A 24,197-nucleotide genomic window follows, 5' to 3' on the forward strand; every position below is an offset into this window, starting at 1 on the left:
AGAAAGGATTCGCTTGAAACTTCCGTACGAATGGCAAATCGGCTGGCGCTACACGCGCGCCGGCAAACGCACGACCGGCAACGGCTTCATTTCCTTCATCGCGCTCGTCTCGATGCTCGGGATCGCGCTCGGCGTCGCGGCGCTGATCGTCGTGCTGTCGGTGATGAACGGCTTCCAGAAGGAAGTGCGCGACCGCATGCTGTCGGTGCTCGCGCACGTCGAGGTGTTCTCGCCGACGGGTTCGATGCCCGACTGGCAGCTGACCGCGCAGGAAGCGCGCCGCAATCCGTCGGTGATCGGCGCGGCGCCGTACGTCGACGCGCAGGCGCTGCTCACGCGCCAGGACTCGGTGAGCGGCGTGATGCTGCGCGGCATCGAGCCGGCGCTCGAACCGCAGGTGTCCGACATCGGCAAGGACATGAAGGCCGGCCAGCTCGGCGCGCTCGTGCCCGGCCAGTTCGGCATCGTGCTCGGCGACGCGCTCGCCGGCAACCTCGGCGTGACGGTCGGCGACAAGATCACGCTCGTCGCGCCCGAAGGCTCGATCACGCCGGCCGGCATGATGCCGCGCCTGAAGCAGTTCACGGTCGTCGGCGTGTTCGAATCGGGCCACTACGAATACGACAGCACGCTCGCGATGATCAACATTCGCGACGCCGAGGCGTTGTTCCGGATGAGCGCGCCGACCGGCGTGCGGCTGCGGCTCACCGACATGCAGAAGGCGCCGCAGGTTGCGCTCGAGCTGTCGCGGACGCTGTCGGGCAGCCTGTACATCCGCGACTGGACCCAGCAGAACAAGACGTGGTTCTCGGCCGTGCAGATCGAGAAGCGGATGATGTTCATCATCCTCACGCTGATCATCGCGGTGGCCGCGTTCAACCTCGTGTCGTCGCTCGTGATGACGGTGACCAACAAGCAGGCCGACATCGCGATCCTGCGCACGCTTGGCGCGCAGCCGGGGTCGATCATGAAGATCTTCGTCGTGCAGGGCGTGACGATCGGCTTCGTCGGCACCGCGTCCGGCGTCGCGCTCGGCTGCCTGATCGCATGGAGCATCCCGTGGCTGATCCCGATGATCGAGCACCTGTTCGGCGTGCAGTTCCTGCCGCCGTCGGTGTACTTCATCAGCGAACTGCCGTCCGAGCTCGTCGCGAGCGACGTGATCCGGATCGGGTTGATCGCGTTCGCGCTGTCGGCCGTCGCCACGCTCTATCCGAGCTGGCGCGGCGCGAAGGTGAAACCCGCGGAGGCGCTCCGCTATGAATGACCGCGCGACCGCATTCGCGGATTCACGACAACACAACAGACAGGATTCGGCAGGTATGCAGGAATACGTGCTTCAGGCGCGCGGGATCACGAAGGCGTTCGTGCAGGGCGGCTTCAACGTGCAGGTGCTCAACAACACCGAGCTGACGGTGCGGCGCGGCGAGAAGCTCGCGGTCGTCGGCGCGTCGGGCTCCGGCAAGAGCACGCTGCTGCACGTGCTGGGCGGGCTCGACGAGCCGAGCGCCGGCGAGGTGTCGCTGCTCGGCAAGCCGTTTACGCAACTCGCCGAGCGCGAGCGCAACGAGCTGCGCAACCGCGCGCTGGGCTTCGTCTACCAGTTCCATCACCTGCTGCCCGAGTTCACGGCGCTCGACAACGTCGCGATGCCGCTGCGCATCCGCCGGATGACGACCGAGGACGCGCGCGCACAGGCACAGGCGATGCTCGAACGCGTCGGTCTCGGCCCGCGTGCGAAGCACCGGCCGGGCGAGCTGTCGGGCGGCGAACGGCAGCGTGTCGCGATCGCGCGCGCGCTGGTCACGAAGCCGGCGTGCGTGCTCGCCGACGAGCCGACCGGCAACCTCGACGGCACGACGGCCGACACGGTGTTCAACCTGATGCTCGAGCTGTCCGAGACGCTCGAAACGAGTTTCGTGATCGTCACGCACGATCCCGATCTCGCCGCGCGCTGCGACCGCATCATGCGGTTGCGCGACGGGGTGCTGCACGAGGAGCCGGCGCTGCCGGTGTAAGAAGCCACGCGCCTTTGGCCGGCCGCCGGCTCGTCCGGCACGGCGCAACGGCGCAGGACCGCTGCCATGTGGATCGACACGCACTGCCATCTCGATGCCGCCGAGTTCGACGCCGACCGCGACGCGGTCGCGCAGGCTGCGCGCGCGGCCGGCGTGTCGCGCGTCGTGATCCCGAGCATCGGGCGCGACAACTTCACGACGGTGCGCGAACTCGCGCATCGCACGCCGGGCGCGGTGTACGCGCTCGGCATCCATCCGATGTATACGCCGCAAGCGCGCGACGCGGATCTCGATCGGCTGCGCATGGAGATCGAGGCGAGCCTCGACGATCCGCGTTTCGTCGCGATCGGCGAGATCGGGCTCGACTATTTCGTGCCGGGCCTCGACGAAGACCGGCAGCAGCTCTTCTACCAGGGCCAGCTCAGGCTGGCGCGGGAATTCGATCTGCCGGTGCTGTGCCACGTGCGCAAGTCGCAGGACCGCGTGCTGGCCGGGCTGCGCCGTTTCGGCGTACGGCGCGGCATCGCGCATGCGTTCAACGGCAGCTTCCAGCAGGCCGACGCGTATCTTGCGCAGGGGCTGCATCTCGGCTTCGGCGGCAACGTGACCTTCACGCGCGCGCGGCAGATCCGCCGGCTCGCCGCCGAATTGCCGCTCGACGCGCTCGTCGTCGAGACCGATGCGCCCGACATCGCGCCCGAATGGGCATACAAATCCCGCAATACGCCCGACCAGGTGCCGCGCATCGGCGGTGTGCTCGCCGAACTGCGCGGGCTCGATGCCGGCGAATTGTCCCTATGCACTTCGGCTAACGCGCTCGCCGCGCTGCCGCGACTCGCACTTTCGTCCGCATAATCGTTGCCGGAAGGCGCCGCATGGGCAGGGGCGGCGCCGGGTCGACGAGGAGGCGGAATGCGCGTGTGGTGGATCGCGTTCGCGCTCGGCGTCGTCGTGCTGCAGCGGCAGGCGGCGTTGCCGGGGGCGATCGCTTGGACGATCGGAGCAGCGGTGCTCGCGGGCTGCGCGGCGCTGGGCGCGTGGTGCGTGCGTCGCCGGCGCACGCGTGCGGTCGTCGTATGCGGATGGATGTTGTGCGCGGTCGCGGCTTGCGTCGTGGGATTCGGCTATGCGGCCGCGCGAGCCGAATGGCGGCTGCGCGACAGTCTGCCTGTCGAGTGGGAAGGGCGCGACATCGTCGTCACGGGCGTGATCCGCGGGCTGCCCGTCGTCGACGAGACAGGTGCGCGGCTGCTGTTCGCGGTCGAATCGAATGATGCGGGGCTCACCCGTTTCCCGCCGTTGATCCGGTTGTCGTGGCGCGCGTATGGCGCATCCGCGACACGCGATGCGCTGCCCGATTTGCGTGCGGCCCAGCGCTGGCGTTTCGTCGTACGCCTCAAGCGTCCGCATGCCGAGGCCAATCCCGGCGTGCGCGACAGCGAGGCGGCGTGGCTCGCCGCGGGCATTCGTGCGATCGGCTATGTCAGCGCGCCGCGTCGGGCGGTATTGCTCGATGGGCGCGCATCGGGATGGCGCGCATCGATCGATCGTGTGCGCGACATGCTGCGGGCACGCATCGGCGAGGGGCTCGGCGCCGATGCGGCGCATCGCGGCATCGTCGCCGCGCTGGCGATCGGCGACCAGTCGGGTATCGGCGACGACGATTGGCGCGTGCTGCGCAACACGGGCACGAGCCATCTGGTCGCGATTTCAGGTCTCCATGTCGGGCTGGTCGGTGCGCTCGCCGGCTGGCTCGTTTCGATGGTCTGGCGCCGCGTGCGCTGGCGCGGACGGGCCGCGACGCTCGTGCTGCCGGCGCCGTACGCGGCCGCGCTTGCCGCGCTGGTCGCTGCGGCGGGCTATGCGGCGCTCGCCGGCTTCAACGTGCCGGCGCAGCGCGCGTGGTCGATGATCGCGGCCGGCGGCATCGCGTATCTGGCTGGCCGCAGCGTGCCGACGTCGGCGGTGCTGTGCGTGGCGCTCGGCGGCGTGCTGCTCGCCGACCCGTGGGCCGTGCTGTCGGCCGGGTTCTGGCTGTCGTTCGGTGCGGTCGCGGTGATCCTGCTGGCCGTCGCCGGCTGGCGCGCGGTGCGCGAGGCTGATGAGATCGACGAGATCGACGAAGCGGGCGCGGAAAGCGGCACGGCCGGCTTGCGGAGCCGGTTGCGTGCGTGGGCTATGCGTTGCGGGCGGCGCTTCGCCGAGGCGACGCGCGTGCAGTACGCGGCGACGATCGGGCTCGCGCCGCTCACCGCCGCATGGTTCGCGCAGGTTTCGCTGTCGGGGCCGTTCGGCAATGCGTTCGCGATTCCGTGGGTCAGCTCGGTCGTGACGCCGGTCGTGCTGGCCGGCATCGCGTTGCCGCCGCCGCTCGATACGGTTGCTTTTCGGCTAGCGCACGCGGCGCTCGCACCGATGATGACGTTGCTCGGGCACCTGGCCGATTGGCCGGCCGGCGTGTTCTGGCTGCGCATGCCCGACTGGCCGGTGCTGGTGCTGGCATGCGTGGGTGTCGCGTGGGCACTGATGCCGCGCGGCTGGCCGCTGCGCTGGGCGGCGCCGCTGACGTGGCTGCCGCTCGTCGCGCCGGCGCCGGATGCGCCGCCGGCGGGCGGCTTCCGGCTGACCGTGCTCGACGTCGGGCAGGGCGCGGCGGTACTGGTCGAAACCGCGCGGCGGACCTTGCTGTTCGATGCGGGGCCGGGTGCGGAGTCGTCCCACGCCGGTACGCGGATCGTCGCGCCGGCGTTGCGGGCGCGCGGCATCGCGACGATCGATTCGCTGGTACTCAGTCATGCGGATGCCGATCATGCGGGCGGCGCAGCGGCCGTTTATGCGGCCGCCGACGTGCGCCAGTTGCTGGCCGGCATTGCGCCGCGGCACCGGCTGTGGCGCGATGCGCAGGCGGCGGGCGTGGCCGATCGGCTGCCGTGCGCGGCCGGGCAGCGGTGGACCTGGGACGGCGTCGTCTTCACGGTGCTGTGGCCGCCGGGCGGGGTGGGCACGGGTTCGTCGAACGGCCAATCGTGTGTGTTGCGCATCGATGCGGGCGGCACGTCGGCACTGCTGACGGGCGACATCGAGGCCGCCGCCGAGCGCCGGCTGGTCGCCGATGCGCGCGACGCGCTCGCCGCGCAGATCCTGGTCGTTCCGCACCACGGCAGCCGCACGTCGTCGGTCGAGCCTTTCCTCGATTCGGTCGGGCCGCGCGTCGCGGTATTTCCTGTAGGCTATCGCAATCGTTTCGGGCATCCGCACCGGACCGTGCTCGCCCGCTACGAGGCGCGCGGGATTCCGCTGCCGCGCACCGATCGCGACGGCGCCGTGCGGTTCGACGTCGCGCCGGCGGGCGCCGGGTTTGCATTCGCGCGCTATCGCGACGAACGGCGCCGGTACTGGATGGACCGGTAAGCGCGGCGAAGGCCGGCATCGGGACGGAAGCTCGGGGCTGGCGTAGCGTGCCGAAGCACGGTTCCGACAGAATACGAAGCATGGGATCGGCGCAAGAGCTGAAGCGCCCACTTCCGTCGGCCGCGAAGCATGGGACGGGAGCACGTGCCGAAGCACCCGCTCCCGTCGACAAAGGAGACATCGGCATTTGAAGGACATCCTCCACTTCTCGCATGCGAACGGCTTCCCGGCGTCGACATACCGGACGATCTTCGCCGAACTGGCCGACGACTACGAGCTGCGCTACATCGAACGGATCGGTCACGACCGCCGCTACCCGGTGACGCGCGACTGGCCGCATCTCGTCGAGCAACTGCTCGACGACATCGGCAGCCGCTACGAGCGCCCGGTCTGGCTCGTCGGCCATTCGCTCGGCGGCTACCTGTCGTTGATGGCCGCGCTGAAGAAGCCGCAGTGGGTGCGCGGCGTCGTGATGATCGATTCGCCGATCATCGCGGGCTGGCGTGCCGGCGCGCTGCGCGCGAGCCAGTGGGCGGGGCTCGACGAGCGGCTGTCGCCGGCCGCGGCCACGCGCAACCGGCGCACGCGCTGGATGAGCCGCGACGAAGTCTGGCGGCACTTTCGCGAGAAGCCCGCGTTCGCGCGCTGGGACGAACGGATGCTCGCCGACTATATCGACCACGGGATCCCGCAGGCCGGCGCCGACGGCGAGCGCGCGCTGGCGTTCGACCGGCAGGTCGAATACCTGATTTACCGGACGCTGCCGCACACGCTCGGCCCGCGGCTCGCGCACGGCGCGCCGGTGCCGCTCGGCTTTCTCGCCGGCACGCGCTCGCGCGAGGTCCGGCAGGTCGGGCTCGACGCGACGCGCCGTGCGACGCGCGGGCGCATCGAATGGATCGAAGGGAGCCACCTGTTCCCGATGGAGCGGCCGATCGAGACCGCCCGCGCATTGCAGCGGATGCTGAATTCGCTGAAGGCGGAAGAGGGCAGCGCTTCGCTGGCCGGTGCGCCGATCGCGAGGCGCGCCTGACGCTTCGTCCGGCGGCAGGAACGCCCGCCGGCGCATGCGCGCGGCGCCGACCGGCCGGCCGGTTCGCACCGGCGCGCACGGTTGGTGCGGCTCGGCACGAAAGGGCGCGATCATCGCGTCAATTGCTGAGAGAAGGGCGGGCTTTACGGTATAATCCGTTTTTCCCGCGAGCATCCAGCGATGACCAAATATGTTTTCGTCACCGGCGGCGTAGTTTCTTCCCTCGGCAAGGGTATTGCCGCCGCCTCTCTCGCCGCGATCCTCGAATCGCGCGGTCTGAAAGTCACCCTCCTCAAACTCGATCCCTACATCAACGTCGACCCCGGCACGATGAGCCCGTTTCAGCACGGCGAAGTATTCGTGACGGAAGACGGAGCGGAGACCGACCTCGACCTCGGCCACTATGAGCGCTTCATCAGCACGAAGATGCGCAAGGCCAACAACTTCACGACCGGCCAGATCTACGAATCGGTGATCCGCAAGGAACGCCGCGGCGACTATCTCGGCAAGACCGTGCAGGTGATTCCGCACATCACGAACGAAATCCAGGCGTTCATCGAGCGCGGGGCGGCATCGGCCACCTGCGGCGAGCCGGACGTCGCGATCGTCGAGATCGGCGGCACGGTCGGCGACATCGAATCGCTGCCGTTCCTCGAGGCCGCGCGCCAGATGAGCCTGCGCCTCGGCCGCAACAGCGCGTGCTTCGTGCACCTGACGCTCGTGCCGTACGTCGCGACGGCCGGCGAGCTGAAGACGAAGCCGACCCAGCACAGCGTGCAGAAGCTGCGCGAGATCGGCATCTTGCCGCACGTGCTGCTGTGCCGTGCGGATCGCCGCATCCCCGACGACGAATCGAAGAAGATCTCGATGTTCTCGAACGTGCCCGAAGACGCCGTGATCTCGGTGTGGGACGCCGACAGCATCTACAAGATTCCGCAGATGCTGCACGACCAGGGCCTCGACCGGATCATCTGCGAAGAGCTGAAGCTGTCGCCGAAGGACGCCGACCTGAGCATGTGGTCGACGCTCGTCGAAAAGCTCGAGAACCCGAAGCACGAAGTGACGATCGGCATGGTCGGCAAGTACGTCGACCTGACCGAGTCGTACAAGTCGCTGATCGAGGCGCTGCGCCATGCGTCGATCCACACGTCGACCAAGGTCAACATCGAGTACATCGATTCGGAAGAGCTCGAGGCGAACGGTGTCGACAGCCTGAAGCATCTCGACGCCGTGCTGGTGCCGGGCGGTTTCGGCCGTCGCGGCACGGAAGGCAAGATCGCGGCGGTCCGCTATGCGCGCGAGTCGAAGGTGCCGTACCTCGGCATCTGCCTCGGCATGCAGCTCGCGGTGATCGAATTCGCGCGCGACGTCGTCGGCCTGAAGCAGGCGAACAGCACGGAATTCGATCCGGACACGCCGGAGCGTGTGGTCGCGCTGATCACCGAATGGTACGACCGCGAAGGCAAGGTCGAGACGCGCACCGAGGAATCCGACCTCGGCGGCACGATGCGCCTGGGTTCGCAGCGCTGCCCGATCAAGCCGGGCACGATGGCGGAAGAAATCTACGGCAAGGACGTGAACGAGCGCCATCGCCACCGTTATGAAGTCAATAACCGCTTCGTGCCCCAGCTCGAAGCCGGCGGCCTTATCATCAGCGCCCGTACCCCGAGCGAGGATCTGCCGGAAATGATGGAGCTGCCGCGCTCGATGCACCCGTGGTTCGTCGGCGTCCAGTTCCACCCGGAATTCACGTCCACGCCGCGTGACGGTCATCCGCTGTTCAAGTCGTTCGTCGAAGCCGCGCTCGCCAACAAGCAAGCGCGCGGAGTGCAAGCATGAAGCTGTGCGATTTCGAGGTCGGTCTCGACAAGCCTTTCTTCCTGATCGCGGGTACCTGCGTCGTCGAATCGGAGCAAATGACGATCGACACGGCCGGCCGCCTGAAGGAGATCTGCGAGAAGCTGAACGTTCCGTTCATCTACAAGTCGTCCTACGACAAGGCAAACCGCAGCTCGGGCAAATCGTTTCGCGGCCTCGGAATGGACGAGGGCCTGCGGATCCTGTCCGAGGTGAAGCGCCAGCTCGGCCTGCCGGTGCTGACGGACGTGCATTCGATCGACGAGATCGAGCAGGTCGCGTCGGTCGTCGACGTGCTGCAGACGCCCGCGTTCCTGTGCCGTCAGACCGATTTCATCCATGCATGCGCGCGCTCGGGCAAGCCCGTCAACATCAAGAAGGGCCAGTTCCTCGCGCCGCACGACATGAAGAACGTGATCGACAAGGCGCGCGACGCAGCACGTGAAGCCGGTCTGTCGGAAGACCGTTTCATGGCGTGCGAGCGCGGCGTCTCGTTCGGCTACAACAATCTCGTGTCGGACATGCGTTCGCTCGCGATCATGCGCGAGACGAACGCGCCGGTCGTGTTCGATGCGACCCACTCGGTGCAGTTGCCGGGCGGCCAGGGCACGAGCTCGGGCGGCCAGCGCGAATTCGTGCCGGTGCTCGCACGTGCGGCGGTCGCGACGGGCGTCGCGGGCCTTTTCATGGAAACGCATCCGAATCCGGCCGAGGCGAAGTCGGACGGCCCGAACGCGGTGCCGCTGAACCGGATGGGTGCGTTGCTGGAGACGCTCGTCACACTCGACCAGGCGGTGAAGCGCAACCCGTTCCTGGAAAACGATTTCAATTAAAGATCGAATGAACCTTGCGACGGCTTTGCGCGTCTGTAGCGAAAGCGGTTCCGGCCCGCACGCCGTCGCAGTTTGAAGAATCCATCGTCATTCTCAGAGGAAACCCATGAGTGCAATCGTAGATATCATCGGCCGCGAGATTCTGGATTCGCGCGGCAACCCCACCGTCGAATGCGACGTGCTGCTCGAATCGGGCACGATGGGCCGCGCGGCGGTGCCGTCGGGCGCGTCCACCGGCTCGCGTGAAGCGATCGAACTGCGCGACGGCGAAGCCGGCCGCTACAACGGCAAGGGCGTGCTGAAGGCGGTCGAGCACATCAACACCGAAATCTCCGAAGCCATCATGGGCCTCGACGCGTCGGAACAGGCGTTCCTCGACAAGACGCTGCTCGAACTGGACGGCACCGACAACAAGTCGCGCCTCGGCGCGAACGCGATGCTGGCCGTGTCGATGGCCGTCGCGAAGGCAGCAGCCGAAGAAGCCGGCCTGCCGCTGTACCGCTACTTCGGCGGCTCGGGCGCGATGCAACTGCCGGTGCCGATGATGAACATCGTCAACGGCGGCGCGCACGCGAACAACAGCCTGGACATCCAGGAATTCATGATCGTCCCGGTCAGCCAGCCGACGTTCCGTGAAGCGCTGCGTTGCGGCGCGGAAGTGTTCCACGCGCTGAAGAAGATCCTGAGCGACCGCGGCATGAGCACGGCCGTCGGCGACGAAGGCGGTTTCGCACCGAACTTCGGCAGCAACGACGAGTGCCTGTCGACGATCCTGCAGGCAATCGAGAAGGCCGGCTACCGTGCGGGCGAAGACGTGCTGCTCGCGCTCGACTGCGCGGCATCCGAGTTCTACCACGACGGCAAGTACCAGCTCGCGGGCGAAGGCCTGCAACTGTCGTCGGCCGAATTCACCGACTACCTCGCGACGCTCGCCGACAAGTTCCCGATCGTGTCGATCGAGGACGGCATGCATGAAAGCGACTGGGACGGCTGGAAGCTCTTGACCGACCGCCTCGGCAAGAAGGTGCAGCTCGTCGGCGACGACCTGTTCGTCACGAACACGCGCATCCTGAAGGAAGGCATCGAGAAGGGCATCGCGAACTCGATCCTCATCAAGATCAACCAGATCGGTACGCTGACCGAAACGTTCGCGGCGATCGAAATGGCGAAGCGCGCGGGCTACACGGCCGTGATCTCGCACCGCTCGGGCGAAACGGAAGATTCGACGATCGCGGACATCGCGGTCGGCCTGAACGCCGGTCAGATCAAGACGGGTTCGCTGTCGCGCAGCGACCGCATCTCGAAGTACAACCAGTTGCTGCGCATCGAGGAAGATCTCGGCGACATCGCGAGCTACCCGGGCAAATCGGCTTTCTATAACCTGCGCTAACGCGCTACTATCGGGTTCGTCATCTCGACGCCGCTCTGTGCCTGTGCGCGGAGCGGCGCTTCTTATATCTGCGTCTCTTACATGCGGCTTGTCACTGTCGTCCTGATTGCCTTGCTGGCGCTCATTCAGTACCCCCTATGGTGGGGACACGGCGGCTGGCTGCGGGTGCACGAACTGCGTCAGCAGCTCGACGACCAACTTCAGAAGAACGCGGACGAGAAGCTGCGCAACGAGCGCACCGCCGGCGAAGTGCAGGACCTGCAGAGCGGCACTGCGGCGATCGAGGAGCGTGCGCGCTACGAGATGGGCATGGTGAAGGACGGCGAAGTATTCGTGCAGTTCGTGTCGCCGAATGCGCCTGCCGGGCCGCCGAACAACACACCGTCGAATACGTCGACGCGCGGTACCGTGTCCGCGGCGCCCGTGCGGGTCGTGCCGAATCCGCAGTCGATCGCGAAGCCGTCGCGCCATCATGGCGGCGACAAGGGCAAGGCGGCGCATCACTGAGCGCGATACGTCGAATCCATTGAAAAAGCGCGGGAAATGCCGCGCTTTTTTATTTCCTGCCAGTGATCAATCGGTCGGGCGATGCGAGCTCACCACCACCAGCCCGGGTAGCCGTAACTGATGCCCGTGCCCCAGCGATTGCCCCAACCGCCGTAATACCCGCCGTAGACCGTCACGGGCGGCGGCGAGTAATAGGCCCACGCGCGCGCGGCCGCTTCGGCTGCCATCGCGCTGTTCTGCTCGCGCAGGACCTGTTGATCGATCTCGTCGTAGCGCTTGCGTTCGGCGCTCGACAGCACGGGCGGCTGGCCACCCGACGCGCCCGGTTCGGGCAGGCGGCTCAGAATCGTTGAAGTCGGCGGCGGCATCGCGCAGCCGGCAAGCGCGAGCGTGCCGGCGGCCATGCCCGTCAGGACGATGGTGCGGATGGTGCAAAAGCGGCGGGGGCGATTCATGTGTTTCTCCTGCGGCGCGCCGACCGTGGAAAGCGGCTGGCACGAAAGGCCGGGCCTCCGGCGCCCGAGCCGCGCATGCGGCGCTCGTGCGTCATTATGCGCCCGTGCCGCGCCGGTGGCGGGCACGGGCGCGCGGCTCAGTGACGCTGGTCGGTCGCCGGCGCGATGCCGGTTTCGACACCGGGCGCCGCGAACAGTTGCGCGACGTCGACCGGATCGAACTCGTAGCGCTGGTTGCAGAACTCGCAGTGGATCTCGACGTGGCCGCGCTCGACGATCACGCTGTCGACTTCTTCGCGACCGAGCATGCGCAGCATCGCACCGACCTTCTCGCGCGAGCACGAACACTGGAAGCGCGTGCCGGCCGGTTCGAAGTGCTGCACGTTTTCCTGCCAGAACAGCCGGCGGAACACGACTTCCGGTTCGACCTCGAGCAGTTCCTTCGCGGACAGCGTGCCGCCGAGCGTGCACACGCGCTCCCACGTGTCGATATCGGTTTCGGCGTTGCGCGGCACGATGCCGCCGTCGCCCGGCAGCTTCTGCAGCAGCATGCCGACTGCGCGGTCGCGATCGGCCGCGAGCCACAGCCGCGTGTCGAGCTGCTCCGAGTGATGCATGTAGTGCTCGAGTACCTGCGACACCGATTCGAGCGGGCCGTCGACGCCGTTCAGCGGCACGATGCCCTGATACGGCTGCTGGCCCGGCAGCTTGTCGGCCGGGTCGAGCGTGATCACGCAGCGGCCGTGGCCGCTCGCATTGACGAGCGCCGCGAAACGCGTGTCGTCGCCGATCGTCTGCGCGGCGTCACCCGAGAACTTCGCGGTGGCCCGCATCGACAGATCGGACCCGCACTGGACGACCAGCATCTGGACCGGCCCGTCGCCGAAGATCTGCATGATCAGGGTGCCGTGAAATTTCAGGTTCGCGGACAGCAGCGCGCACGCGGCCATCATTTCGCCGAGTACCGTGCGCACGGGGGCAGGGTAGTCGCGGCGGGCGAGTACTTCCTGCCACGTGTTGCGCAGCGAAACGATCTCGCCGCGCACGGGCGCCGCATTGAACATGAATTTCTGTAACTGGTCGCTCACTCTTCTTCCTTGAAATCCGTGCGAATCACCCGATCCGCACGAGTTGCTCCTTGAAATGCGCGCGTCGCTCGACATACGTCTTCGCGTTCGCGCGCAGCCGCGCGACGTCTTCGTCCGACAGCTCGCGCACGACTTTCGCCGGTGCGCCGAGAATCAGCGAGTTGTCCGGGAACGTCTTGCCTTCCGTCACGACCGCGCCGGCACCGACCAGACAGTTGCGGCCGATGACCGCTCCATTCAAGACCACCGCCTGAATCCCGATCAGCGAGCCTTCACCGATCGTGCAGCCGTGCAGCATGGCCTGGTGCCCGATCGTCACGTTCTCGGCAATCGTCAGCGGAAAGCCCGGGTCGGTATGCAGGACCGCCCCTTCCTGGACGTTGCTGCCGACGCCGACCGTAATCGTCTCGTTGTCGCCGCGAATCGTCGCGCCGAACCACACGCTCGCGTTTTCCTCGAGCACGACCTTGCCGATGATGGCCGCCGTATCGGCGACGAATACGCTTTCGTGGATCGTCGGGGCCGTCTCGCCCAGCTTGTAGATCGTCACGGAGTCTCCTTGTCTCTTCGATGACGGGCGCCGGTAGAATGGCGCGTCCGGTTTGCCCGGCGCATGGCGCCGCGGAACAAACGCATATTGTAAACCGTCGCGTGCTTGTGCTCCCGCGATGCGTACGCAAGGTGTCCCCGTTTTATGAGCATCGTGTCTTCTTCTTTCGGCCAGGTGCCGACCTGTGTGCGCAGCGTGGCGCTCGATGCGCTGCGTGTTGCCGAGCCGACGGCCAAGGCCGCGCAGGTGCGCGCGCTGCACGATGCGCTGCGGGCCGGGCAGGCCGCGATCGCGCCGGCGCTTCGACTGCGCGAACCGGCCGGTCTGCCCGGCCGTCCGGCGCGGCCGCCGCTCGTCGAGCCGCGCCAGCTCGAGCGGCGCAGCATGCGGTCGCCGGAAGGGCGCGCCGTGCTGCTGCACGCGCTCGCCCACATCGAGTTCAATGCGATCAACCTCGCGCTCGACGCGGTCTGGCGCTTCGCGGGCCTGCCGGACGCGTTCTACGCGGATTGGCTGAAGGTCGCGGCCGAGGAGGCCTACCACTTCACGCTGCTGTCCGACCGGCTCGCGGCATTCGGGCACGCATACGGCGATTTTCCCGCGCACAACGGGCTGTGGGAGATGTGCGAGCGGACCCGGGACGACGTGCTGGCGCGCATGGCGCTCGTGCCGCGGACGCTCGAGGCCCGCGGGCTCGACGCGTCGCCGCCGATCCGCGCACGGCTCGTGCAGGCCGGCGACGATGCGTCGGCCGCGATCCTCGACGTGATCCTGCGCGACGAAATCGGCCACGTAGCGATCGGCAACCGCTGGTTCCGGCATTTGTGCGACGCAGCCGGCCGCGATCCCGTGCCGACTTATCGGCAGCTCGCCGCGCAATACCACGCGCCGCGGCTGCGTGGCCCGTTCAATTTCGATGCGCGACGCGACGCGGGCTTCGAGCAAGCCGAACTCGACGAACTGGCCGCGCAGGACGCGGCGGACGGACGCCCCGCGCCTTAGCCGGATCACGCTCGGTTGCGTCCTCGGTGGCCGCCCGCCGGCTCGCGCGCCTGATCGACGGCGTGCTGCCCGCGGGCCCTGGGACGACCTTGCCGCTAGAGCGATACCTCGATTGCCGGCGGCCGGAACCGGAGTGTCGCCGCTATAATCGAACGATCATTCTTTTTTCGGGCGGCTGCAATGAGTGCGTCGAATTCTGTTTCCGATTTCGTCACGGTGCGCGGCGTCCAGCTGCATGTGCGGCGCTGGGGCCGGCCCGATGCGCCGACGCTGTTCATGCTGCACGGCTGGATGGACGTCGCTGCGTCGTTCCAGTTCGTCGTCGATGCGCTCGCGGGCGATTGGCAGGTGATCGCGCCCGACGCGCGCGGCTTCGGGCTGTCCGACTGGCCGGTCGCGCGGCAGGGCGGCGGTCACTACTGGTTCCACGAGTACCTGGGCGACCTCGATGCGCTCGTCGACTGCTATGCGCCGAGCGGCGAGGTCAATCTGGTCGGCCACAGCATGGGCGCGAACGTCGTGTGCCTGTATGCCGGCGCGCGGCCGGAACGGGTGCGGCGCGTGGTCGACCTCGAAGGGTTCGGGCTCGCGCCGGCCCGCGCCGAACAGGCGCCGCGCCGGCTGCGCGGCTGGCTCGACGAGCTGCGCGAGCCGCCCGCGCTACGGCCGTACGCGTGCCTCGACGACGTGGCGGCGCGCCTGATCAAGACCAATCCGCGACTCGACCCGCGCCGCGCCGCGTTTCTCGCCGAACACTGGTCGAAACGCGGCGACGACGGCCTCTACCACCTGCTGGCCGACCCGGCGCACAAGATCCCGGGCCCGCTGCTGTACCGGCTCGACGAAGTGATGGCCATCTGGAAGCAGGTGCGCGCGAAGGTGCTGCACGTCGAGGCCGTCAATTCGCCGACGCTCGCGCACCTCGCAGGCGACATCCCGCTGCCCGAATTCAAGGCACGCTTCGACGCATTCCCCGACTGGCGCGAGAAGCTCGTCGAGGATGCCGGCCACATGGTGCATCACGACCAGCCCGAGCAGATCGCGTCGCTGATCGAGGCGTTCTGCGCGTAGGCGCGTGGCGCCGCCGGCACGGCAGGCGGGCGGCGCAATTGCCGCGTTGCAGTAGAATGAGGCCTTACCTGCCATGCCGACAATGAACGCCGATCTCCACTGCCATTCCAATGTTTCCGACGGGTTGCTGTCGCCTGCCGACGTCGCGCGCCGCGCGCATGCGGGCGGCGTGACCCTGTGGGCGCTGACCGACCACGACGAGATCGGCGGCCAGGCGGCGGCGCGCAGCGAGGCGGAAGCGCTCGGCATGCGCTATCTGAGCGGCGTGGAGATTTCGGTCACGTGGGCTTCGCGCACCGTACACATCGTCGGTCTGCACATCGATCCTGCCCATCCGGCGCTGGTCGACGGCCTGTACCGCACCCGCCACGGCCGCGCGGCGCGCGCGCTGGCGATCGCGGAGCAGCTTGCGACGCTCGGCATACCCGGCGCGTACGAAGGCGCGCTGAAATACGTATCGAATCCCGACCTGATCTCGCGCACGCACTTCGCGCGCTTTCTCGTCGAGAACGGCCACGCCGAATCGACGACCGACGTGTTCGACCGCCTGCTCGGCGACGGCAAGCCCGGCTTCGTCCCGCATCGCTGGGCGTCCCTGTCCGACGCGGTCGGCTGGATCCGCGCTGCCGGCGGCGAAGCGGTGGTCGCGCATCCGGGCCGTTATCGCTATACGCCGGTCGAATTCGACGCGTTCTTCGGCGAGTTCATCGATCTCGGCGGTCGCGCGATCGAGGTCGTCACGGGCAGTCACACGCCCGACCAGTACCGCGAATACGCGGACGTCGCGCGCCGCTTCGGCTTCGAAGTGTCGCGCGGCTCGGATTTCCATGCGCCGGGCGAGGGCCGCATCGAGCTCGGCGGCCTGCCGCCGTTGCCGCCCGACCTGACGCCGGTCTGGGAGCGCTGGCTCTGACGCCGGGCGGCTTCGGGCCGCCCGCGTTGTCGCCGATACGCGCATCCGACTTCTCCCTCTTTACGTGTCCCCATGTCCCAGTTCTTCAGGATTCATCCGGATAATCCGCAGCCGCGCCTGATCAAGCAGGCGGTGGAGATCGTCAGCAAGGGCGGCGTGATCGCGATGCCGACCGATTCGAGCTATGCGCTCGCGTGCCATCTCGACGACAAGGATGCGGTCGAGCGCGTGCGCCGGATTCGCGGCCTCGACGAGAAGCAGCATCTGTCGCTGCTCGTGCGCGACCTGTCGGAGCTTGCCAACTTCGCGATGGTCGACAACCGCCAGTACCGGCAGATCAAGTCGGTGACGCCGGGCCCGTACGTGTTCATTCTGCAGGCGACGAAGGAGGTGCCGCGCCGGCTGTCGCACCCGTCGCGCAAGACGATCGGGTTGCGCGTGCCCGATCACGCGATCACGCTCGCGCTGCTGGAGTCGCTTGGCCAGCCGCTGCTCGGCACGACGCTGATCCTGCCGCCGGACGACGAACCGCTGAACGATCCCGAGGAAATCCGCACGCGGCTGGAGAAGCAGGTCGACCTCGTGATCGACGGCGGTGCGTGTCCGCGCGAACCGTCGACGGTGATCGACTTGACCGGCGATGCGCCCGAACTCGTCCGCGCGGGGCGCGGCGCGCTCGAACCGTTCGGGCTTTCGGCCGCATGACGCGCCGTGCCATTTTTGCGCGAGTGCGCTTGTTACAATAACGCGATATGGATGCTTCCCTGATACAGACCATCGCCGTCTACGCGCTGCCCGTGATCTTCGCGATCACGCTGCACGAGGCCGCGCATGGTTACGCCGCGCGGCTGCTCGGCGACAACACCGCCTACGCGATGGGGCGCGTGTCGTTCAATCCGATGCGCCACATCGACCCGCTCGGCACGATCGCGATTCCGCTCGCGATGTACTTCCTGACCGGCGGCGCGTTCCTGTTCGGCTATGCGAAGCCGGTGCCGGTGTCGTTCGGCAACCTGCGCAATCCGCGCTGGGGCAGCCTGTGGGTCGCGCTCGCGGGGCCGGCCTGCAACTTCGTGCAGGCGCTGGTCTGGGGCCTGCTGACCCTCGTGCTGCCGGCCGTCGGCATCGACGAGCCGTTCTTCACGCGGATGGCGTTCGCGGGCGTCAGCGCGAACCTCGTGCTCGGCGTGCTGAACCTGTTTCCGCTGCCGCCGCTCGACGGCGGCCGCATCCTGGCGGCGCTGCTGCCGACCAGGCAATCGATCGCGCTGTCGCGCATCGAGCCGTACGGTTTCATCATCGTCCTCGTGCTCGTCACGACGGGCGTGCTGACGAACTTCTGGCTGCGTCCGCTCGTCAATGTCGGCTACGCCGTGCTGAGCGCCGTCCTGTCTCCCTTCGCCTCGCTTTTCTAACGACAATCATGTTCCCAGAACGTATTTTCTCCGGCATGCGACCCACCGGGTCGCTGCACCTCGGTCATTACCACGGCGTGCTGAAAAACTGGGTGAAGCTGCAGTCCGAGTACCCGTGCTTCTTCTGCGTCGTCGACTGGCATGCGCTGACGACGCACTACGAGACGCCCGAGGTCATCGAGAAGAACGTGTGGGACGTGCTGATCGACTGGCTCGCGTCCGGCATCGACCCGGCGCAGGCGACGCTGTTCATCCAGAGCAAGGTGCCCGAGCATGCGGAACTCGCGTTGCTGCTCGGCATGAGCACGCCGCTCGGCTGGCTCGAACGCGTGCCGACCTACAAGGAGCAGATGGAGAAGCTGAAGGACAAGGATCTGTCCACCTACGGCTTCCTCGGCTACCCGGTGCTGATGGCCGCCGACATCCTGCTGTATCGCGGCTCGCTCGTGCCGGTCGGCGAAGATCAGGTGCCGCACGTCGAGATGACGCGCGAGATCGCGCGTCGCTTCAACTACCTGTACGGCCGCGAGCCCGGTTTCGAGGAGAAGGCGCTCGAAGCCGCGAAGAAGCTCGGCGGCAAGCGCGCGAAGCTCTATCACGAGTTGCGTAACGCGTATCAGCAGGAAGGCGACGACGAGGCGCTCGAACAGGCGCGCGCGATGCTGCAGGAATCGCAAAGCCTGTCGATGAGCGACCGCGAGCGCCTGTTCGGCTATCTCGAAGGCGCACGCAAGATCATCCTGGTCGAGCCGCAGGCGCTGCTGACCGAAGCGTCGCGGATGCCGGGCCTCGACGGGCAGAAGATGTCCAAGTCGTACGGCAACACGATCGGCCTGCGTGAAGACGCCGAGACGATCACGAAGAAGGTGCGCACGATGCCGACCGATCCCGCACGCGTGCGCCGCACCGATCCGGGCGATCCCGACAAGTGCCCGGTGTGGCAGCTTCACCAGGTCTATACGGACGAAGCGACGCACGAATGGGTGCAGAAGGGCTGCCGCTCGGCGGGTATCGGCTGTCTCGACTGCAAGCAGCCGGTCGTCGAAGGCATCCTGCGCGAACAGCAGCCGATGCTCGAGCGTGCGCAGAAGTACATGGACGACCCGTCGCTGTTGCGTGCGATCGTCGCGGACGGTTGCGACAAGGCGCGCAAGTACGCGACGGAAACGATGCGCGACGTGCGCGACGCGATGGGCCTGTCGTACAACTGATCCGGCGCATGAGCGAGTCCGTCATCGCCGCCGCGGGCGGCCACGTCGGCCAGGCCGAGCCGTCACGCTGGGTTGCGCAATGGGCGCGGCTCGTGCCGGTCGGCGGGGCGGTGCTCGACGTCGCGGCGGGCGGCGGCCGCCACGCGCGCTGGTTCGCGTCGCGCGGGCATCCGGTCGTCGCGCTCGACCGCGATCCGGCCGCGCTGGCCGCGTTGCGCGCGATTCCCGGTGTCGCCGCCCGCGCGGCCGATCTCGAAGGCGCGCCATGGCCGCTGCCGGCCAGCGAGCGGTTTGCGGCCGTGATCGTCACGAACTATCTGCATCGCCCGCTCTGGCCCCATCTGCTCGCTGCCGTGGCGCCGGGCGGCGTGCTGATCTACGAAACCTTCGCGCAAGGAAACGAAACGGTCGGAAAGCCGTCCAATCCCGCGTTCCTGCTCGCCCCGGGCGAGCTGCTGGATGCCGTGCGCGGCCATCTGCGGGTGGTCGCGTACGAGGACGGTTTCGTCGCCGCGCCGCGCGAGGCGTTCGTCCAGCGTCTTTGCGCAGTACGCGAGGGCGCGACCCCGACGGCGGGGGCGGGAATTCCACGTTACGAACTGCCCGGCTAATCCGCTACAATCTCAATGTTTACCGGTACACAATCAATCGCGTTTCATGGCTAACGGCACCCAAGACGGCATTCAAATCCGCGGCAGCATCCCCGCGATCGTCACCCCGATGCTCGAAGACGGCAGTCTCGACCTGCCGGCGTTTCGCAAACTGATCGACTGGCACATCGCGGAAGGCACCGATGCGCTCGTCGTCGTCGGTACGAGCGGCGAGTCGGCAACGCTCAGCGTCGAAGAGCACATCCTGATGATTCGTACGGCGGTCGAGCATGCGGCCAAACGCATCCCGATCATCGCGGGCGCGGGCGGCAATTCGACCGCGGAGGCGATCGAGCTGACGAAGCACGCGAAAGCGGTCGGCGCGGACGCGACGCTGCAGGTCGTGCCGTACTACAACAAGCCGACGCAGGAAGGCATGTACCGCCATTTCCGGACGATCGCCGAAGCGGTCGACCTGCCGGTGATCCTGTACAACGTGCCGGGCCGTACGGTCGCGGACATGGCGCACGAGACGACGCTGCGCCTCGCGCAGGTGCCGGGCATCATCGGCGTGAAGGAAGCGACCGGCAACATCGATCGCGCAGCCCACCTGATCAAGGCCGCGCCGAAGCATTTCGCGATCTACAGCGGCGACGATCCGACCGCGATCGCGCTGATGCTGCTCGGCGGCCACGGCAACATCTCGGTGACCGCGAACGTCGCGCCGCGCGCGATGAGCGGGCTGTGCCGCGCGGCGCTGGCCGGCGACGTGCAGACGGCCCGCACGCTGCACATGAAGCTGCTGTCGCTGCACAAGAACCTGTTCATCGAAGCGAACCCGATCCCGGTGAAGTGGGCGCTGCAGGCGATGGGCAAGATGCAGGGCGGCATCCGGCTGCCGCTCACGGCGCTCGACGAGCGCTGCCACGATGCCGTGCGTTCGGCCCTCGTCGAGGCCGGCGTTCTCGCCTGATGCCGAGGTGGCCGCGTCCTGCGGCCGCCGGCTCGACCCCTGATCAACCCGCACCGGCCGGCTCCGTCCGGCGCCGCTCCTGACGAGCGTTCTAGCAAGACGAAGGATTTCATGAAACGTTTCGCCTTTTCCTCTCGTGCCATCCAGTTGTCGGTGATGGCGCTGGCGCTGGGCGCGCTCGCTGGCTGCGATACGCTGAACGACTACCTGGCCCCTGACCGGGTCAACTACAAGAACACCGGCTCGGCGCCGCCGCTCGCGGTGCCGAGCGACCTGAAGCCGGTGCCGACGACGCAGCAGTTCGTCGCGCCGCCGACCAATGCCGGGCTCGGCACGCTGCCGCCGCGAGCCACGACGCAGGCCGGCAACGCGACCGACGGCATCCCGAGCGCGCAGGATCCGCTCGGCATGCACATCGAGCGCGACGGCGATCGCCGCTGGCTCGTCGTCGACGGCCGGACGCCCGAGCAACTGTGGCCGATCCTGAAGGAGTTCTGGCAGGAGAACGGCTTCTCGCTGAAGACCGATGCGCCGTCGACGGGCATCATGGCCACCGACTGGGCCGAGAACCGCGCGAACATTCCGGACGACTGGTTCCGCCGCACGATCGGCAAGGTCATCGATTTCGCCTATTCGTCGGGTACGCGCGACCGCTTCCGCACGCTCGTGAACCGTACGCCGGACGGCAACACCGACATCTCGATCACGCATAGCGCGATGGAAGAAATGATGGTCGGCCCGCAGGGCGGTACGTCGTCGCGCTGGGAAGAGCGTCCGCGCAACCCGGTGCTCGAAGCCGTGTTCCTGTCGAAGCTGATGCAGAAGTTCGGCCTGACCGACGCGCAGGCGAAGCAGTTGCTGACCGATGCGCGCCCCGCGACGGCGCCGGCGCAGGTCGCCGACACGAGCGGCGGTGCGGCGACGCTGCAACTGGCCGAGTCGTTCGACCGCGCGTGGCTGCGCGTGGGCCTGGCGCTCGACCGGACCAACTTCACGGTCGACAATCGCGACCGCGAGAAGGGGGTATATACCGTGCGCTACGCGAACTCGATGGAAGAGCTCAAGCGTGACGGCCTGTTCGGCAAGCTGTTCTACGGCGGCCCGTCGGCGGCCAAGCCCGGCAAGGAATATCTGATCAACGTGCGCGCGCAGGGCAATGGCGGTACGCAGGTCGCCGTGGTCGGCGCGGACGGCCAGGTCGACAACTCGTCGGACGCGCAGCGGCTCATCTCGCTGTTGCACGCACAACTGAACTGAGCGCGTGCGATTCGCCAGCCTCGGAAGCGGCAGCGAGGGCAACGCGCTGGTCGTCGAGGCCACGAGCGGCACGACGACCACCCGCGTGCTGCTCGACTGCGGCTTTTCCGCCAAGGAGGTCGAGCGCCGGCTCGGCCGACTGAATCTCTGCATCGCCGATCTCGATGCGATCTTCATTACCCACGAACATAGCGACCATGTCGGCAGTGCGCTGACGCTCGCACGCCGTGCGTCGCTGCCGCTCTACATGAGCTGGGGCACCGCGCGCGCGGTCGGCGCGGACGAGGCCGATGTCGATCTCCACGTGCTGTGGGGCGACGAGACGGCCGCGATACGCGATCTGGCCGTGATGCCCTATACGGTCCCCCACGATGCGCGGGAACCGCTCCAGTTCGTCTTCACGGACGGAAACCGCCGGCTCGGCGTGCTGACGGACGTCGGGATGGCCACGCCGCACATCACGGCCGTCCTGAGCGGCTGTGACGCGCTGGTGCTCGAATCCAACCACGATACCGCGATGCTGGCTGCCAGCCGCTATCCGCAGTCGCTGAAGGCGCGGATCGGCGGCAACCACGGCCACCTGAGCAACGACGCGGCGGCCGACATCCTCGCGTCGCTCGAACGTAGCCGTCTCCAGCATCTGGTCGCGGCCCATCTGAGCCAGCAGAACAACCTGCCGGAACTGGCCCGCCAGGCGTTCGGCGGCGTACTCGGGACGGACGGGGAAGACGTGATCGTGGCCTCGCAGGACGCGGGCTTCGACTGGCTGATGCTCGGATGAGCGGGGCGGGGCCGCTGCGGCGGCTCCAGGCGGCTGCCGGGCGCTCGATTCGAAAGCGGCAGACGTAAAAAAACCGGCCCTCGGGCCGGTTTTTTTCAGCTGATGCTGAAGGCTTACTGGCTTGCGCCCGAAGCCGGAGCAGCCGTCGCTGCCGAAGCAGCCGACGCCACTGCAGCAGCAGCGTCGCTCGCAGCAGCCGTTGCCGACGAAGCAGCAGCCGAAGCGTCGCTCGCAGCACCAGCAACTGCCGAAGCAGCCGACGAAGCAGCAGCAGCCGCGTCGCTTGCAGCCGACGAAGCAGCTTGATCAGCGCTCTTGTTGCAAGCAGCCAGTGCAACAGCAGCCAACAGGGAAGCTACGAGGAGGGATTTCTTCATGATCACGTCCTTTTATGGTTAAAGGTAAGCAACAGCGCGAAACAATACCGGTAATGTGCTCCAACACCGACCTGGGCCGCTGGTGGAGACGCACTTCTAGAGCGTGAATCTTCCCTACGGCTTGGGCGGAAATTATATGCACTTTCCTATCGACCGTCGACAAATGCGGGGTCAATACGTTGTCTTTCCCATACAGAATTTGATCTGTACGGGCATACGGGGCGACTCACACTAATTCCGGCTTCCGACCCGTATCCAGCCCGCACGATACCACTCGTGCAACAAAGCTGTCATCGACGGAACCCGGGATAGTGTTACAAACCGTTTCGCCTCCATCTGGCGTTGATTGGCCAGTTCGGGCAGCCATTCATCGGCTTGCTCGAGCGACCCTTCTTCGCCATTAATGAAGTACGAGCGCGCGTTATACATCAATGCGGCCCTTCTGTCGAGACGCACGCCACGGCGTGACGCTTGCGTGACGAACGCGGCCTCGGACAGCGGACGCTCGGGCGGGTCGAAAACGACGTTCGGTTTGGGCTCGCTCAGATAGCAGCCGAGGAATTCGGCGACGTCGCGCTTGCGCCAGCGGATCGCGTCGACGATCTCGGCGACACGTTCGACCATGGCCGGTGGCAGTTGCGCGGGTACGTCGACGGCCGGCTGCTTCGGATCGCGGTAGAGGTCGTCGCCGCCCGCGTCGCGCAGGCCGCCGCGCTCCGCGAGGTAGTACAGGAACTGGGCGCCCAGCTCGCCGGCGGACGGGGCCCGGAAGCCGATCGAGCAGGTCATGCACTCGCCTTCGGCGACGCCGTCGTGCGCGATGTGCGGCGGCAGGTACAGCATGTCGCCGGGCTCCAGCACCCATTCGTCGCTCGGCTCGAAGTTCTCGAGAATCTTCAGCGGCACGTCCGGCTGCAGCGACAGATCCTTCTGCGCGCCGACCCGCCAGCGGCGCCGGCCTTCGACCTGCAGCAGGAATACGTCGTATGAATCGAAGTGCGGGCCGACACCGCCGCCGTCCGTCGCATACGAGATCATCAGGTCGTCCAGTCGCGCATCGGGGATGAAGCGGAAGCGGTCGAGCAACGCGCGGGCCGCGTCGACGTGCAGGTCGAGCCCCTGCACGAGCAAGGTCCAGGATTTGCGCGTCACCGCAGGCAGCGAGTCGGGCTCGAACGGACCGTGCGCCAGTTGCCACTTGTTACGAAAATGGGTGATCAATCGCGATTCCGCGTCATAGTCGGCGGCGAGCTCGAACAATGCGTCGCGCGTGACCGGCGACGCGACGCCGGGAATCGCCTGGCGGATCAGCAGCGGTTTTTTCTGCCAGTAGCCGCGCATGAATTGCGCCGGCGTGAGGCCGCCGAGCAGCGGCGTGGGAAGATCGGAGGGCGGCGCGCCGAGCGGGGCGGCGGCGGCATCCCGCGGTTCGGCTTGAGACCGGTTGCGCATCGTATAATGGGAC

Annotated in this window: 25 protein-coding genes; 20 read left to right on the forward strand and 5 right to left on the reverse strand. The window is 67.4% G+C overall.

The window, feature by feature from the left end; genetic code table 11:
- Nucleotides 1-13 precede the first annotated feature (13 nt).
- From WT97_RS26280 to ftsB, 9 genes are all read left to right on the forward strand, one after another.
- Nucleotides 14-1,267, forward strand: a complete 1,254-nt coding sequence (locus tag WT97_RS26280) for a lipoprotein-releasing ABC transporter permease subunit (RefSeq protein WP_059505772.1) — start codon at nucleotides 14-16, stop codon at nucleotides 1,265-1,267.
- A complete protein-coding gene (gene lolD, locus WT97_RS26285) occupies nucleotides 1,260-2,018 on the forward strand; it encodes a lipoprotein-releasing ABC transporter ATP-binding protein LolD (RefSeq protein WP_077175848.1) in 759 nt (252 codons plus the stop codon). The genes WT97_RS26280 and lolD overlap by 8 nt, the downstream gene beginning before the upstream one ends.
- A 66-nt stretch (nucleotides 2,019-2,084) precedes the next feature.
- A complete protein-coding gene (locus tag WT97_RS26290; protein ID WP_059505774.1) occupies nucleotides 2,085-2,873 on the forward strand; it encodes a TatD family hydrolase in 789 nt (262 codons plus the stop codon).
- Between the two features lie 57 nt (nucleotides 2,874-2,930).
- Nucleotides 2,931-5,429: a DNA internalization-related competence protein ComEC/Rec2 gene (locus WT97_RS26295; protein ID WP_060354667.1), complete on the forward strand. Its 2,499-nt coding sequence runs from the start codon at nucleotides 2,931-2,933 to the stop codon at nucleotides 5,427-5,429.
- A gap of 187 nt (nucleotides 5,430-5,616) precedes the next feature.
- Nucleotides 5,617-6,462, forward strand: a complete 846-nt coding sequence (locus tag WT97_RS26300; protein ID WP_059505778.1) for an alpha/beta fold hydrolase — start codon at nucleotides 5,617-5,619, stop codon at nucleotides 6,460-6,462.
- A 180-nt stretch (nucleotides 6,463-6,642) separates the two neighbouring features.
- A complete protein-coding gene (locus WT97_RS26305; RefSeq protein ID WP_059790498.1) occupies nucleotides 6,643-8,301 on the forward strand; it encodes a CTP synthase in 1,659 nt (552 codons plus the stop codon).
- On the forward strand, nucleotides 8,298-9,152 hold the full coding sequence (kdsA, locus tag WT97_RS26310) for a 3-deoxy-8-phosphooctulonate synthase (RefSeq protein WP_047898480.1): 855 nt from the start codon (nucleotides 8,298-8,300) through the stop codon (nucleotides 9,150-9,152). The genes WT97_RS26305 and kdsA overlap by 4 nt, the downstream gene beginning before the upstream one ends.
- 106 nt (nucleotides 9,153-9,258) lie before the next feature.
- Nucleotides 9,259-10,542: a phosphopyruvate hydratase gene (gene eno, locus WT97_RS26315; protein WP_006478406.1), complete on the forward strand. Its 1,284-nt coding sequence runs from the start codon at nucleotides 9,259-9,261 to the stop codon at nucleotides 10,540-10,542.
- Nucleotides 10,543-10,623: 81 nt separating this feature from the next.
- On the forward strand, nucleotides 10,624-11,049 hold the full coding sequence (gene ftsB, locus WT97_RS26320) for a cell division protein FtsB (protein WP_059505783.1): 426 nt from the start codon (nucleotides 10,624-10,626) through the stop codon (nucleotides 11,047-11,049).
- 89 nt (nucleotides 11,050-11,138) lie between these two features.
- On the opposite strand, the gene WT97_RS26325 is transcribed toward ftsB, so the two are convergent.
- From WT97_RS26325 to WT97_RS26335, 3 genes are all read right to left on the reverse strand, one after another.
- Nucleotides 11,139-11,504, reverse strand: a complete 366-nt coding sequence (locus tag WT97_RS26325) for a hypothetical protein (RefSeq protein ID WP_059790502.1) — start codon at nucleotides 11,502-11,504, stop codon at nucleotides 11,139-11,141.
- A 137-nt stretch (nucleotides 11,505-11,641) separates the two neighbouring features.
- Complete coding sequence (hslO, locus tag WT97_RS26330) at nucleotides 11,642-12,592, reverse strand: Hsp33 family molecular chaperone HslO (RefSeq protein ID WP_034207735.1); 951 nt, start codon at nucleotides 12,590-12,592, stop codon at nucleotides 11,642-11,644.
- A gap of 25 nt (nucleotides 12,593-12,617) precedes the next feature.
- Entirely contained in the window at nucleotides 12,618-13,142 is a 525-nt protein-coding gene (locus WT97_RS26335; RefSeq protein WP_059505788.1) for a gamma carbonic anhydrase family protein, read from the reverse strand.
- Nucleotides 13,143-13,286: 144 nt separating this feature from the next.
- Between WT97_RS26335 and WT97_RS26340 the strand changes: the two genes are divergently transcribed.
- From WT97_RS26340 to WT97_RS34680, 11 genes are all read left to right on the forward strand, one after another.
- Nucleotides 13,287-14,144: a ferritin-like domain-containing protein gene (locus WT97_RS26340; protein ID WP_060354668.1), complete on the forward strand. Its 858-nt coding sequence runs from the start codon at nucleotides 13,287-13,289 to the stop codon at nucleotides 14,142-14,144.
- Nucleotides 14,145-14,324: 180 nt separating this feature from the next.
- On the forward strand, nucleotides 14,325-15,215 hold the full coding sequence (locus WT97_RS26345) for an alpha/beta fold hydrolase (RefSeq protein ID WP_060354669.1): 891 nt from the start codon (nucleotides 14,325-14,327) through the stop codon (nucleotides 15,213-15,215).
- 82 nt (nucleotides 15,216-15,297) lie between these two features.
- The gene (locus tag WT97_RS26350; RefSeq protein ID WP_034207938.1) at nucleotides 15,298-16,128 is read left to right on the forward strand and encodes a 3',5'-nucleoside bisphosphate phosphatase; all 831 of its coding nucleotides are present in this window, start codon (nucleotides 15,298-15,300) and stop codon (nucleotides 16,126-16,128) included.
- Nucleotides 16,129-16,200: 72 nt separating this feature from the next.
- Nucleotides 16,201-16,833, forward strand: coding sequence for an L-threonylcarbamoyladenylate synthase (locus tag WT97_RS26355; protein ID WP_006478414.1), 633 nt, complete (start codon nucleotides 16,201-16,203; stop codon nucleotides 16,831-16,833).
- Between the two features lie 47 nt (nucleotides 16,834-16,880).
- Complete coding sequence (locus tag WT97_RS26360) at nucleotides 16,881-17,543, forward strand: site-2 protease family protein (RefSeq protein ID WP_034207732.1); 663 nt, start codon at nucleotides 16,881-16,883, stop codon at nucleotides 17,541-17,543.
- Nucleotides 17,544-17,551: 8 nt separating this feature from the next.
- Complete coding sequence (locus WT97_RS26365) at nucleotides 17,552-18,754, forward strand: tryptophan--tRNA ligase (RefSeq protein ID WP_006487046.1); 1,203 nt, start codon at nucleotides 17,552-17,554, stop codon at nucleotides 18,752-18,754.
- 8 nt (nucleotides 18,755-18,762) lie between these two features.
- On the forward strand, nucleotides 18,763-19,365 hold the full coding sequence (locus WT97_RS26370; protein ID WP_059790507.1) for a bifunctional 2-polyprenyl-6-hydroxyphenol methylase/3-demethylubiquinol 3-O-methyltransferase UbiG: 603 nt from the start codon (nucleotides 18,763-18,765) through the stop codon (nucleotides 19,363-19,365).
- A 46-nt stretch (nucleotides 19,366-19,411) separates the two neighbouring features.
- Nucleotides 19,412-20,317 (forward strand): 4-hydroxy-tetrahydrodipicolinate synthase, encoded by a 906-nt coding sequence (gene dapA / locus WT97_RS26375; protein WP_060354670.1) that lies wholly within the window; start codon nucleotides 19,412-19,414, stop codon nucleotides 20,315-20,317.
- Between the two features lie 111 nt (nucleotides 20,318-20,428).
- Nucleotides 20,429-21,574, forward strand: coding sequence for an outer membrane protein assembly factor BamC (gene bamC / locus WT97_RS26380; protein ID WP_059505797.1), 1,146 nt, complete (start codon nucleotides 20,429-20,431; stop codon nucleotides 21,572-21,574).
- Nucleotides 21,575-21,578: 4 nt separating this feature from the next.
- Nucleotides 21,579-22,355, forward strand: coding sequence for an MBL fold metallo-hydrolase (locus WT97_RS26385; RefSeq protein ID WP_060354671.1), 777 nt, complete (start codon nucleotides 21,579-21,581; stop codon nucleotides 22,353-22,355).
- A gap of 102 nt (nucleotides 22,356-22,457) precedes the next feature.
- On the forward strand, nucleotides 22,458-22,661 hold the full coding sequence (locus WT97_RS34680) for a hypothetical protein (protein WP_006487056.1): 204 nt from the start codon (nucleotides 22,458-22,460) through the stop codon (nucleotides 22,659-22,661).
- On the opposite strand, the gene WT97_RS35230 is transcribed toward WT97_RS34680, so the two are convergent.
- Together WT97_RS35230 and WT97_RS26390 are read right to left on the reverse strand one after the other, a co-directional pair.
- The gene (locus tag WT97_RS35230) at nucleotides 22,662-22,907 is read right to left on the reverse strand and encodes a hypothetical protein (RefSeq protein ID WP_011657350.1); all 246 of its coding nucleotides are present in this window, start codon (nucleotides 22,905-22,907) and stop codon (nucleotides 22,662-22,664) included.
- 56 nt (nucleotides 22,908-22,963) lie between these two features.
- Nucleotides 22,964-24,184, reverse strand: a complete 1,221-nt coding sequence (locus tag WT97_RS26390; RefSeq protein WP_059505800.1) for a cupin domain-containing protein — start codon at nucleotides 24,182-24,184, stop codon at nucleotides 22,964-22,966.
- Nucleotides 24,185-24,197: the final 13 nt, after the last annotated feature.

Source organism: Burkholderia sp. MSMB1459WGS (assembly GCF_001534535.1).
Classification (GTDB): domain Bacteria; phylum Pseudomonadota; class Gammaproteobacteria; order Burkholderiales; family Burkholderiaceae; genus Burkholderia.